The 12,685-nt window shown below is 32.5% G+C and carries 10 protein-coding genes and 2 tRNA genes; 2 read left to right on the top strand and 10 right to left on the bottom strand.

Translation table 11 applies throughout. The features are described from left to right. Window positions 1–57 precede the first annotated feature (57 nt). From GSY47_RS09855 to GSY47_RS09830, 6 genes are all read right to left on the bottom strand, one after another. Entirely contained in the window at window positions 58–1,383 is a 1,326-nt protein-coding gene (locus GSY47_RS09855; protein ID WP_179002034.1) for an MFS transporter, read from the bottom strand. Window positions 1,384–1,541: 158 nt separating this feature from the next. Continuing rightward, window positions 1,542–2,351, bottom strand: a complete 810-nt coding sequence (locus GSY47_RS09850) for a M48 family metallopeptidase (protein ID WP_219071248.1) — start codon at window positions 2,349–2,351, stop codon at window positions 1,542–1,544. Window positions 2,352–2,434: 83 nt separating this feature from the next. Then, on the bottom strand, window positions 2,435–4,834 hold the full coding sequence (locus GSY47_RS09845) for a glycoside hydrolase family 31 protein (protein ID WP_179002038.1): 2,400 nt from the start codon (window positions 4,832–4,834) through the stop codon (window positions 2,435–2,437). 202 nt (window positions 4,835–5,036) lie between these two features. Beyond that, window positions 5,037–6,941 (bottom strand): 1,4-alpha-glucan branching protein GlgB, encoded by a 1,905-nt coding sequence (gene glgB / locus GSY47_RS09840; RefSeq protein WP_179002041.1) that lies wholly within the window; start codon window positions 6,939–6,941, stop codon window positions 5,037–5,039. A gap of 40 nt (window positions 6,942–6,981) precedes the next feature. Further along, window positions 6,982–8,262, bottom strand: coding sequence for a glucose-1-phosphate adenylyltransferase (locus GSY47_RS09835; protein ID WP_179002043.1), 1,281 nt, complete (start codon window positions 8,260–8,262; stop codon window positions 6,982–6,984). Next, window positions 8,252–9,679 carry a glycogen synthase gene (locus tag GSY47_RS09830; protein WP_179002045.1) on the bottom strand — a complete coding sequence of 476 codons (1,428 nt, stop codon included), beginning with the start codon at window positions 9,677–9,679 and terminating at the stop codon, window positions 8,252–8,254. Before GSY47_RS09830 ends, GSY47_RS09835 begins: the two co-directional genes overlap by 11 nt. A gap of 118 nt (window positions 9,680–9,797) precedes the next feature. Here GSY47_RS09830 and GSY47_RS09825 point away from each other — a divergent pair, with 118 nt between their 5' ends. Both GSY47_RS09825 and GSY47_RS09820 read left to right on the top strand, forming a co-directional pair. After that, entirely contained in the window at window positions 9,798–10,661 is an 864-nt protein-coding gene (locus GSY47_RS09825) for an alpha/beta fold hydrolase (protein WP_179002047.1), read from the top strand. A 40-nt stretch (window positions 10,662–10,701) separates the two neighbouring features. Continuing rightward, on the top strand, window positions 10,702–11,355 hold the full coding sequence (locus GSY47_RS09820; RefSeq protein WP_246611308.1) for an endonuclease III domain-containing protein: 654 nt from the start codon (window positions 10,702–10,704) through the stop codon (window positions 11,353–11,355). Between the two features lie 2 nt (window positions 11,356–11,357). Here GSY47_RS09820 and GSY47_RS09815 read toward each other — a convergent pair whose 3' ends face one another. The 4 genes from GSY47_RS09815 to GSY47_RS09800 form a co-directional block, all read right to left on the bottom strand. Continuing rightward, window positions 11,358–11,792 (bottom strand): nuclear transport factor 2 family protein, encoded by a 435-nt coding sequence (locus GSY47_RS09815; RefSeq protein ID WP_179002048.1) that lies wholly within the window; start codon window positions 11,790–11,792, stop codon window positions 11,358–11,360. A 17-nt stretch (window positions 11,793–11,809) separates the two neighbouring features. Continuing rightward, entirely contained in the window at window positions 11,810–12,262 is a 453-nt protein-coding gene (locus GSY47_RS09810) for a DUF1569 domain-containing protein (protein WP_179002050.1), read from the bottom strand. A gap of 143 nt (window positions 12,263–12,405) precedes the next feature. After that, window positions 12,406–12,491, bottom strand: a tRNA-Leu gene (locus GSY47_RS09805). 6 nt (window positions 12,492–12,497) lie between these two features. Then, window positions 12,498–12,570: transfer RNA gene (locus tag GSY47_RS09800), tRNA-Phe, on the bottom strand. Window positions 12,571–12,685 lie beyond the last annotated feature (115 nt).

Raw genomic sequence — 12,685 nt, 5'->3', positions numbered from 1 at the left:
ATCATCAATCAAATAATAAGCTGCAATTCGTGATATTGATATCAAAAAGACGTTTAGTTAATTCGAAACGTCTTTTTTATGTACTCTTCTTAAAAGAAATATTGAGGTGATAAAGAAAATTGCTAAAATTACAATTGCCGCACGTGGACTTCCTGTAATTTGATCAATAATGCCGTAAACACACATTCCAATTACAATTCCAATTTTCTCTGCTACATCATAAAAACTAAAAAACGAAGCTGTGTCTTCGGTCTCAGGCAACAATTTGGAATAAGTAGAACGAGATAAAGCTTGAATTCCTCCCATTACAAATCCAGCGACAGTTGCCATTACATAAAAATGTGTTGGTAAAGTAATAAAAAAGGCAAGTGCACAAAATACTGCCCAAATACCATTGATAAAAATCAGCGTTGGAACATTTCCAAATTTCTCTGAAGCTCTTGATGTTAAAACAGCTCCAACAACTGCTACTAATTGAATAATCAAAATACAAACGATCAATCCAATTGTACTTTCCTCTTTGGAGGACCATTGGATTTCCTGAGCACCAAAATAAGTAGCAACAAGCATTACAGTCTGAACTGCCATACTAGAAACAAAAAAACCTCCTAAATAACGTTTTAATGGAATATTTTGCTTTAATAAAGCCCAAACCTTTTTTAATTCTTTGAAACCATTAAACACAACAGAACTTGTTAATTTCTGACCTGTTTCTTTACTTCCTTTCGGCAAATAATAATAAGTATATTGACTGAATAAAATCCACCAAACTCCCACCATTACAAAAGAATAACGCATAGCTTTCATTGCTGCTTCTCCATCTGTTCCAGATATTCCAAATAATTTTGGTTTCATAATCATCGCTAAATTGATAATTAACAAAATAACACTCCCGATATATCCTAACGAATATCCTTTAGCACTAATTCTATCTTGCTGTTCCTCAAAAGCAATATCTGGAAGATATGAATTGTAAAAAACTAAACTTCCCCAATATCCTAACAGGCCTAAAAAGTAAAATAACAACCCAACATAAATATTATCTAAGTCGAACCAATATAATCCCATACAAGACAGTGCTCCTACATAACAAAAGAACTTCATAAATGATTTCTTATTCCCAACATAATCAGCTATTCCTGATAACAAAGGAGAAAGAAATGAAACCACCATAAATGCAAAAGCTGTAATAAAACTAATTAATGCAGAATTTTTAAGATGCATTCCAAAAACATCAATATAATGATCACGATCTGAAAATAAAGCTTCATAAAAAATTGGAAACACAGCAGAAGCAATTGTTAAAGTATAAACTGAATTGGCCCAATCATAAAATGCCCAAGCATTTAAAAGCTTCTTATCTCCTTTTTGTAGGTTTTTCATAGAAATGGTTTTGTTAATAGGCTACGAATTTATCTAATTTTTATCATAATCAAATAGAAAATTTTCAATTCATACATTATTAAATTATGAACTGCAATAAAAAGAAAAAGCTATTCCTTTTGGAATAGCTTTTACAAATTCTATATTTAGAATATTTTTTATTTGATAGTCCCCACTTTAAGTGCAATTGCTTTAGCTTCTGGAATTAAAGCTTTTATATTAGCAATTCTCGTAGCATCGGAAGGGTGTGTGCTCATAAATTCTGGTGTTCCAGAACCGCCCGATTTTGTCGCCATTCTTCCCCAAAAAGCTACAGCATCTTCTGGATTGTAACCGGCAATAGCCATTAAAGTCAAACCTATTTTATCAGCTTCGCTTTCATTACTTCTGCTAAAAGGAAGCATTACTCCTACTTCAGTTCCCATACCATAAGCTTGAGAAAAGATTTCTCTAGTTTGAGCGGTTTTATTACTTGTTGCTGCATCTAGAACTGCTCCACCGATTGACTGTAGCTGAGCTGCACTCATTCTTTGAGCACCATGATTGGCTAATGCGTGTGAAACCTCATGCCCCATTACTGTTGCCAAACCTGATTCATTTTGCGTTATTGGTAGAATTCCGGAATAGACCACAATTTTTCCTCCAGGTAGACACCAGGCATTGACCTCTTTATTATCAACTAATTTATATTCCCAACGATAATCTTTTAAATACTGTGACTGTCCTAAATAGGCTAAATATTTTTCAGCCGCTAACTTAATTTTATACCCAACAGTTTCAACAAGTTTCGCGTCTGAAGTTCCTGTTATCACTTTATTTTCAGACAAAAATGTACTGTACTGTTGAAAGGAAGTTGGAAATAATTCACTGTTTGAAACAAAATTCAAGTTTTGCTTTCCTGTAATTGGATTCGTTGCGCAGGACAAAACAAGACTACTGAAAATCCCTAAAAACAAATATTTTTTCATAATTCGAGCTATTTTCGAACAAAAATACAATTATTACAAATTATTATTTTACAGAATTTAACAAAAAATTATCAGAATTATTATTACTCTCCAACAATATGAAGTTCATTAAACTCTTTATCAACAATTAAGAAATTATTTGACTCGAAACTAATTTTATCAAAATCAACTTTTTCATTGTCAATTTCTATTTCAGTTACTTTAAATGGCAGTCCTATTAAATTGATTTTATATTTGCTATAAGGCGTATCATATTTCCCTTCTTTGTGCAACTGAATAATTAATTCTTTATCTTTTCCAATAGTTCTCAAAGATAGGAAACTGTAACGACCTTTTTTGTAGTCGTAACCATCTTGTGCATCTTCATACACTACTGATTTTTCTTTTCCGTTTTTATAATAAACATCAAGCGTTAATTCATCAAATTCTAATTCACCAACATATTGCTGTACTGGATATTTTGGAATGATTGCACCTGCTTTTATAAATACTGGAATTTCATCAAATTTCGTATCAATCCAGATCTCCCTTCCTCCAACAAAAAGCTCATTTGTCCAGTAGTTATACCACTCACCTCTTGGGATATACATACGTCTACCTACAGCATTAGGTTCAAGGATCGGACAAACTAAAATTTGGTTTCCAAAGACAAATTCATCGTTGCGATAATGTGTTTGCGTATCATCTTGATCATAATAAACCAAGGGTTTTAACATTGGAACTCCCTCTTCGATATACTGCCAAAACATGGTATATAAGTAAGGTAATAATTGGTAACGTAGACTTACAAATTTTCTAGTAATATTGATCACTTCTTCATCAAATGACCATGGCTCTTGATTTCCATGATCTCCAGATGAATGTGTTCTACAGAATGGATGGAAAACCCCTAATTGAATCCAACGCGCATATAATTCTCCCGAAGGCTGTTCGGCAAATCCACCAATATCTGAACCTGTGAATCCCATTCCAGAAATTGACATTCTCTGCACCTGAATATTTGCAATCCATAAATGTTCCCAAGTTGCCACATTATCCCCTGTCCATGACGAAGTATAACGTTGTGCGCCTGAATAAGCCGATCTTGTAATAACAAAAGGACGTTTTGGATAAACAAATCGTTTTACTCCATGATAAGTTGCCCTTGCCATTTGGGTTCCATATATATTATGAGCTTTTCTATGACTGCAAGGATTTCCATCATAAAGATGGCGAACGTCCATTGGAAATGTTTTATTTGGAACCTCCATAACAGCTGGTTCGTTCATATCGTTCCACACTCCTTTAACTCCAATATCTGCAATTAATTCTTTAAATAAACCTGCCCACCATTCTCTTACTGCGGGATTTGTGTAATCAGGAAAGTTACATTCTCCCGGCCATACTTTTCCTTTCATATAAGGTCCATCGGCTCTTTTACAGAAATAATCTTTTTCCAAAGCTTCTTGATAAACCCAGTAATCTTTATCAATTTTAATTCCAGGATCGATAATGACAACAGTTTTGAATCCGTCCTCGGCTAATTCTGCCACCATTTTCTTTGGATCTGGAAAATAATTTTTATTCCAGGTAAAACATCTAAAACCATCCATATAATCAATATCCAGATATATAGCGTCGCATGGAATTTTAAGTTCTCTAAATTTAGAAGTAATTTCTTTTACTTTACTTTCTGGATAATAACTCCATTTACATTGATGATATCCTAAAACCCAAAGCGGTGGTAATTCTGGTTTCCCCGTTAAATCGGTATAAGTAGTTACCACATCCTGCATTTGAGGCCCATAAATGAAGTAATAATTCATTTCGCCACCCTCTGCCCAGAAACTTGTAATATTTCTTCTTTCCTGACAAAAATCAAAGAAAGTTCTAAAAGTATTATCGAAAAATATCCCGTAAGACTGTTTATTATGCAACCCAATATAAAACGGAACTACTTTATACAAAGGTTCTTGATCCTTTTGATAAGCATATTGATCAGTAGCAAAATTTTCTACTCTTTTTCCTTTAAGGTTCATCTGAGTAGCTTTATCTCCAAGACCATAGTAACATTCTCCGTCTTTAGAAAATTTACTCATTTTTACGATGTTACCACCATATTCATAACTTTCTTCCCAATGAAAACCAAGTTCGTCCTCAAGAATAAGAAAATCATTTAAATCGTAGACAGCTAAACGAAGATCCGCTTTCTGAATTTTACATTTTACCTTACTTGTTCTGATTTCAAAATAGGTCTCTTCTTCGGTAAGTTCTAAAAAATTATACCCATGAAGCTGGGTTTTATCAATGGCATACGAAAAATCGTTGCTAAAATAGCCCTTCGTAGTAAATCGAAATCGAATTAAACTGTCTCTAAGAATAGTAACTTTTAAGATTACCTTGTTATCCGTATTAAAGGAAATCGAATCGCCTTCATGCTCGTAAGAAACGATTTTTGATGGATATAAATCGCCTTTGTATTCTAATGATGTGTTTGTAATCATATCGATAATGAATTAATTATAACAATAATCTCTATTCCAAACATACAAAAAAAGTTCATAAAGCCCTATGAATAAAAGGTTTAATCACGAAAACGTTTTTTCTGATTGAGTCGTAAATATTAGATCAAAAAAGCAGCAAATTGACAATTTTAAAACGATAAACTGACAAAAAGCTGCTTATATAAATAAATGTAGGATTTTTCTAAGCGAAAGAATATACAGTTACACTTAAAGGAGGAAGAATTAATTCAACCGAAAAATCTCTTCCATCATATTTGAAAGCTTTTGTTTCAACTGAATGATGATTTCCAACACCGCTTCCTCCGTAAATCGAATTATCTGTATTAAAAATCTCTCTTAATTTTCCTTTTTTAGGAATACCAATTCGATAATTTTCCCTCACAACTTGAGTGAAATTGCAAACTACAATTAGGTTTTCATTTTCATTATTTCCTTTTCTTATGTAAGACATCACAGCATTTTGGTGGTCAGAGTAATTGATCCACTCAAAACCTTCTGCTGAAAATTGTTTTTCATAAAGCGCAGGATAGGATTTGTACAAATTATTTAAATCTGTAATTAACGTTTTAATTCCTGAATGAAAATCATATTGCAGTAAATGCCAATCTAAGCTTTGCTCAAAATTCCATTCTCCAGTTTGTCCAAACTCAGCTCCCATAAACAATAATTTTGTCCCAGGGTGTGTGAACATATAACCGTATAGTAATCTCAAATTAGCAAATCGTTGCCATTCATCTCCTGGCATTTTATAGATAAGCGATTCTTTTCCATAAACCACTTCATCATGAGAAAACGGAAGCATAAAATTTTCTGTAAACGCATAAGTCATTGAAAATGTCAAATCGTTCTGATGATATTTTCTGTAAACGGTTTCTTTTTGAAAGTATTTTAAAGTATCGTGCATCCAGCCCATCATCCATTTCATTCCAAAACCCAAACCGCCAAAAGATGTTGGTTTTGATACCATTGGAAAGGAGGTGCTTTCTTCTGCAATAGTTTGGACTCCATCAAAATTAGAATAGATTACTTCATTAAATTCTTTAAGAAAACTAATACTATCTAAATTCTCTCTTCCACCATAAATATTAGCTTCCCATTCGCCGTCTTTTCTAGAATAATCCAAATATAACATCGAGGCAACGGCATCAACTCGTAAGCCATCAGCATGATAATTTTGAAGCCAGAAAACGGCATTACTAATTAAAAATGCTCGGACTTCATTTCTTCCGTAATTAAAAACCAAACTTTTCCAGTCAGGATGATATCCTTTTCTGCGATCTGGATGTTCGTATAAATGAGAACCGTCAAAATAACCTAAACCATGTGCATCGTCAGGAAAATGTGACGGAACCCAGTCTAAAATAACACCAATTCCTTCTTGATGCAATTTATCAACCAAAACCATAAAATCCTGTGGTTTTCCAAAACGGGAAGTCGGTGCAAAATATCCAGTTAATTGATACCCCCACGAAGGATCATACGGATACTCCATTATAGGCATAAACTCGACATGTGTAAAACCAGTCTCTTTAACGTATTTTACCAAATCATCTGCTAATTCCAGATAACTTAAAAAACGATTATGATCAGCTCTTCGCCAAGATCCTAAATGTACTTCATAAACAGAATATGGTTTATCTAATGCATTCTTATCTTTACGATTTTGCATCCATTTTTCGTCCTTCCATTTATAATCTAAATCCCAGACTACAGAGGCAGTATGCGGTGGTTTTTCACAATACAAAGCAAAAGGATCTGCCTTTTCTGTTACAACACCATTAATATTAGAGTGTATTTTATATTTATAAAGTGTTCCTTTTGAAATATCGGGAATAAATCCTTCCCAAATTCCTGATGAATCCCAACGAACATTTAAATTATGCTCTCCTTGTGTCCAGTAATTAAAATCGCCCACAACCGAAACCGACTGTGCTGTTGGAGCCCAAACTGCGAAATAAACGCCTTTTACTCCATTAACTTCAATTAAATGTGCTCCTAATTTTTCATATAATTTGAAGTGTTTTCCAGCTTTGAATAAATCGATATCAAAATCAGTAAAAAGAGAATGTGCGATTACTTTAGTCATGTTTATTTATTAAGGCAAAAATTGATATTGATATTGAAAACTATTCTATTCTAAAATTATCTGATAATGTAACTCCTTTTTTAATCACAACAATTCCGTCTTTTATACTGTATAATTCGTTAGTGAAATTATCCAAATGCTTTCCACCGCTGATGTGAACATTGTTCCCAATACGTACATTTTTATCTATCAAAGCATTTTGAATAAAACAATTTTCCCCAATGCCAACATGAATTTTACTGATACTACTTTCATGATTCAATTCGTCAAGATCCTGATAGAAGTCATTCCCCATTACATAACAATTCTCCAAAACGGTTCCTTCCCCAATTCTAGAACGAATACCTATTACAGAACTTTTAATTTCTTTGGCATTTATGATGCATCCTTCTGAAATCAAAGATTGATTAATAATTGAGTTTCTAAACTTTGATGGAGGTAATAATCTTGGTCTAGTGAAAATTTTATTCTCGTTATCAAATAAATTAAATTCTGGAATATCTGCTGTTAAACCAATATTTGCTTCGAAGAACGATTCAATGTTTCCAATATCTGTCCAATAACCTTCATATTGATAACTTAATATTTTATGTTTTCCAACGGCTTGTGGAATAATTTCTTTTCCAAAATCTTTCGTTTCCTGGTTAGACATTAACTCCTCTAACAATGGCTTATTAAAAATGTAAATACCCATTGAAGCTAAATATTTTTTACCTTTCTCTTGCATATGTTCACTTACTTCCGATTCCCATTCTGGCAATAATGAAGCATGTGGTTTTTCTATAAAAGCGTGAATATTGTTTTCGTGATCGGTTTTAAGAATCCCGAATTCTGGTGCATCTTTAGCATTTACAGGCAGAGTTGCAATCGAAATTTCAGCATCGGCAGCAATATGAGCTTCCAGCATTTCATTAAAATCCATTTGATACAATTGATCTCCTGACAGAATTAAAGCATGATCAAAATCGTGTTTTAAAAAATGTGACATACATTGTCTTACGGCATCAGCGGTTCCCTGAAACCATGTCGGATTATCTGGGGTTTGTTCAGCAGCTAATATATCTACAAAGGACTGACTGAAGATACTAAAGTTAAAAGTGTTTTTGATATGAGCATTTAAAGATGCAGAGTTAAACTGTGTCAAAACAAATATTTTAAAAATATCCGAATTAATACAATTAGAAATTGGAATATCGACCAGACGATATTTTCCACCGATTGGAACAGCCGGTTTAGATCTCGTTTCTGTTAATGGGAATAAACGCGATCCCTGTCCTCCTCCTAAAATAATAGCAACTACATTTTTCTTTTTAAATTTCATTTTTCTCAATTATTAAGGTGTATATTTCGATATATTCTTGGCAAACTCTCTCCCAGGAATGATCAGTTGACATTCCTCTTTGAACTACTTTATTGAAATTTATTTTATCATAGTACAATTTCACAGCTCGATTTATGGAATAACAGATATCTCCCACCGACGCCTGATCGTGACATATTCCATTTCCTTCATCTCCATAATCAATGACGGTATCTCGCAAACCTCCAGTTCTCCTAACAATTGGGATTGTTCCATATCGCATAGCATACATTTGATTCAAACCACAAGGCTCAACTCTGGATGGCATTAAAATATAATCTGAACCCGCATAAATCAAATGTGCTAATTCTTCATTATAACCTATAAAAACATTATAATTTCCTTTATAATCGTTTCGCAATTGTGTTAACTGTTCTTCTATTACGGCATTTCCTGATCCTAAAATCAGAATATTAATCTCTTCAAAATGTTCTGATAAAGCTAAAGCTGAAGCTTGTGGCAATAGATCTCCTCCTTTTTCTTCAAACAAACGTCCAATGAAGCTAAAAAGAGGTTTTGAAGGATCTAGCTCAAACTGCTCACATAACTTTTCTTTATTTTTCTGTTTTCCAATTTCAAAATTTTCAATAGAATAATTCTTAGTAATCATTACATCTTTTAATGGATTCCAAACTTCAAAATCAATTCCGTTTAAAATTCCTCTTGATTTATTGCGAACAGCCTGAAACAAGCTTTCCAACCCATTTGCCGCATTATTTATTTCATTCAGATAACTTGGAGAAACTGTTGTTACTGCATTCGCACATTTAATTCCGACAGCTAGTGAATTAATAGAATTATTCCATTCTAACAATCCAATATGTTTTAAATCGAACTCTGGCAGATAATACAATTTATCAAATCCAAACCAACCTTGATATAAGCCGTTATGAATAGTTATAACTGTCTTTACATTCTTGAGGGTTTCATATTTATAAGCCAACTGTAACATAAATGGAATTAATCCCGTATGATGATCATGACAATTGATTATATCAGGAATTTTATTTCGGGCTATAATCCAATCTAAAGTTGCGATCTGAAAAGACAAAAAACGTTCTATATCATCTTCGTATCCATAGACATTTGGGCGATTAAATAAATCATTAATTTCGATAAGATATAATTCATAACCCAATTTATCCGTAGTTTCTTTAAGAACGCTGAAAGGAAAATCAAAATTTCCAAGTTTCACTGTTCCCCAATGAACGCATTCAAAATCATTTTCTTTTCTAAATTTTGTATCATAACAAGGAACTACAACTCTAGCCTGATGACCTGCATTTGTCTGATATTTGGGTAATGCTCCAACAACATCAGCCAAACCGCCGACTTTTGCCATAGGATAACACTCTGCACTTATATGAAAAATCTCCATCTCAGAAATTAATTTGCGATTATTTTTTACGAAACAATCATTAATATGCTACTTTTATCTTTTTTTAAATTTAGCAAAAAAACAAGCAAAGTACTGCACTTAAACAAGTTTTATTGAAATGGCAAAAAAGGCAATTAATCCTATTAAATCATTAAAAATTCCACAGATAATTATACTATCTGCCAAGGTTTGTGCATTTGTATCGAAAAATCTCGCTACCAAATTTGCAGCGAAAATATTCACAACTCCAATAAAACATAAAGTTCCCAAACGAGAATTTGAGATGGATTCTAAAAGCTTACAGCAAGTCTTACAAGTCCCTGCCATTAATAAAAAGATCACAGTATATCACTATGGACAAAGTGAACGTAAAATACTACTAGTTCATGGCTGGTCTGGAAGAGGAACGCAGCTGTTTAAAATTGCTGACGAATTATTAAAACAGAGATATTCTACTATCAGTTTTGATGCTCCGGCTCACGGAAAATCAGAAGGAAGTACAACAATAATGTCCGAATTTATCGCCTCTATTCTTGAAATTGACAAACAATTTGGCCCGTTTGAAATTGCAATCGGACATTCTTTAGGTGGTATGTCTGTTTTGAATGCTATTAAAGATGGTCTAAAAATAAATAAAGCTATTATAATTGGAAGCGGAGATATTGTACAAGATATATTAGATGAGTTTATTTCAAAACTAATGTTAAACAAGGAATTTAGTGAGCGTTTGAGAATATTTTTTGAAGATAAATATAAATTGAAAATGGATGACTTTTCAGCTTATCGTGCAGCTGAAAAAGTTAAAATTCCAGTTTTAGTTATACATGATAATGATGATCCTGAAGTTCTTGTAAAAGCAGGAATTCACATTCATCAAAACCTTGAAAATGGTTCATTATTTCTAACTGATGGATTAGGTCATAGAAAAATACTTGGAAATCAAAATGTTATAAAAAAAATATTAGAATTCATCAAAAACTAACTAACTTTATAGTTAACTATCTAAAAATCAAATAATTTTAATGATGGATTTATTTGGAGAAACAGAAAGCTGGGAAACAAAATTAGAACCTATTTTAAAAAAATATAAAGGAAAAAAACACCCTTTGCATTATAAAAACACCTATCAGCTTTTGGTAATGGTAGTGTTATCTGCGCAAGATTCTGATGCTAATATTAATTCAATTTATCCTCTTTTATTTGAAAAATATCCAACGCTAAAAAGTCTATCTGAAACAAATTTGGAAGCTTTTATACCTTATATAAGTAAAGTTCGAAACTATTCCACTAAAGCACAATGGCTTTTGGATATTGCCAAGACAATAAAAGAGGATAAAAATATACCTCTAAATATGTCAGCTTTAACTGCTTTGAAAGGTATCGGAAGAAAATCTGCGAATGTAATTTTAAGAGAAACTCATCAGCCAGCCGAAGGTATAATTGCCGATTTACATGTTATAAGAGTAGCACCAAAAATTGGAATCATTAAAGAATCCAAAGACGGCAATAAGGTGGAAAAAGATTTAATGCAGGTTTTACCAAAAAATATCTGGTCAGAAATTGGAATGGCGATTTCTTTTTTAGGAAGAGAAACTTGCAGACCAAAACCAAAATGTGCTGAATGTCTTCTAACGGATATCTGTTTGTATTATTCTACTGAGTATCAGAAAAATTAATATTATTTTCTTCTTGTATCTATCAAATAAATAATTTTCCAATTGTCTTTTTCTTTAAACAAAGTGAAGGTATTTACACCTGAATGAGTGAATTTATCATTTATGTAAAATTCATAAGGCGCCCAAACATGAGCCATAACCCCATCAATCTGAATATTATAACTTAATATTTTTTCCTGAAATTTCATACTTAACGGTATAGACGCTATTGCTTTATAAAATGCAGCCGCACTTTCATTAGATAATTTATTGCCTTTTACAGAGTTTTCGCTAATCGACTGCAAAATCATTTTATCTGCACAGACGGTTTTAATTTTTGCAGAATCTCTTTGATGGAATCCTTCAAAAAAAAATTCTATACACTTTTGAACCTCTTGCTTTTGCGCATTACAAATTATACCAAGAAACAAAAAATATAAAAGAAAATAAGTTCTCATAAGTAAATAAAATATAATTATACGCCAAATTGAGTAAAGTGATGATCTAAATGTTTTGCGAACATATTATTCCATTCTTTAGCACTTAATTTTCCAAAAGAAAGAGATTCTTTCCCTTCAAACTCGTTCTCACCTAATTCTCGAGTTTTATTGATATAAGATATAAGTCTCTTTTTTTCAAGGTTAAAATCACGATTTCCATTTATAATAAATTGAGGAGCCGTTCTTATATTTTTTGGATAAGGAGTTTCATCGACTACTTTCTTTTTTACAAATGATTTTAAAATAAACTTAAAAAAAGCATTGGGTTTTGGATGAATGTTATCGTAAACCATTTCATAGGTCACGTTGCAATGAGCCAGCATTTGATCCACGCTCATTTTACCCCAAAATGGTTGTGAATTTGGTTTCAACTTATTAATTCGATTAATAAATTGTTCGCAATCTTCTAGAAGAAAAATATTCTGCATAAGTAAAACTATATTGGTTTATAGATAACGTAAAAATATAAAATTTACGCTCCAATATGCTTAACGAATAACATTTAAATCTTACAAAAGGAAAAATTACTACAAAAAAAAACTCCAACTAGCAAAACTAGTTGAAGTTTTAGTACTCAGAGCGGGACTTGAACCCGCACGAACATTGCTGTTCACTGGATTTTAAGTCCAGCGTGTCTACCAATTTCACCATCCGAGCATTATGTGGTACCTCCAGGGATCGAACCAGGGACACATGGATTTTCAGTCCATTGCTCTACCATCTGAGCTAAGGTACCATTTCTACTTATAAATAAGTAAAAGTTAGAATAAAAAACCCTGCTCAATTCGGACAGGGTTTTCAAAAGAAAGGCGACGACATACTCTCCCACAATAATGCAGTACCATCTGCGC

The organism is Flavobacterium quisquiliarum (assembly GCF_019308285.1).
Lineage (GTDB): Bacteria > Bacteroidota > Bacteroidia > Flavobacteriales > Flavobacteriaceae > Flavobacterium > Flavobacterium quisquiliarum.
Note: the sequence above shows the minus strand (reverse complement) of the source record. Positions and strands in the feature narration are given on the sequence as shown.

What these genes read in the sequence shown, in the direction of transcription:
- GSY47_RS09835 (WP_179002043.1), bottom strand. Translation starts at nt 8,262, where the DNA reads ATGAAATTTAAAAAGAAAAATGTAGTTGCTATTATTTTAGGAGGAGGA.
- GSY47_RS09810 (WP_179002050.1), bottom strand. Translation starts at nt 12,262, where the DNA reads ATGCAGAATATTTTTCTTCTAGAAGATTGCGAACAATTTATTAATCGA.
- GSY47_RS09845 (WP_179002038.1), bottom strand. Translation starts at nt 4,834, where the DNA reads ATGATTACAAACACATCATTAGAATACAAAGGCGATTTATATCCATCA.
- GSY47_RS09830 (WP_179002045.1), bottom strand. Translation starts at nt 9,679, where the DNA reads ATGGAGATTTTTCATATAAGTGCAGAGTGTTATCCTATGGCAAAAGTC.
- glgB (WP_179002041.1), bottom strand. Translation starts at nt 6,941, where the DNA reads ATGACTAAAGTAATCGCACATTCTCTTTTTACTGATTTTGATATCGAT.
- GSY47_RS09855 (WP_179002034.1), bottom strand. Translation starts at nt 1,383, where the DNA reads ATGAAAAACCTACAAAAAGGAGATAAGAAGCTTTTAAATGCTTGGGCA.
- GSY47_RS09850 (WP_219071248.1), bottom strand. Translation starts at nt 2,351, where the DNA reads ATGAAAAAATATTTGTTTTTAGGGATTTTCAGTAGTCTTGTTTTGTCC.
- GSY47_RS09815 (WP_179002048.1), bottom strand. Translation starts at nt 11,792, where the DNA reads ATGAGAACTTATTTTCTTTTATATTTTTTGTTTCTTGGTATAATTTGT.
- GSY47_RS09820 (WP_246611308.1), top strand. Translation starts at nt 10,702, where the DNA reads ATGATGGATTTATTTGGAGAAACAGAAAGCTGGGAAACAAAATTAGAA.
- GSY47_RS09825 (WP_179002047.1), top strand. Translation starts at nt 9,798, where the DNA reads ATGGCAAAAAAGGCAATTAATCCTATTAAATCATTAAAAATTCCACAG.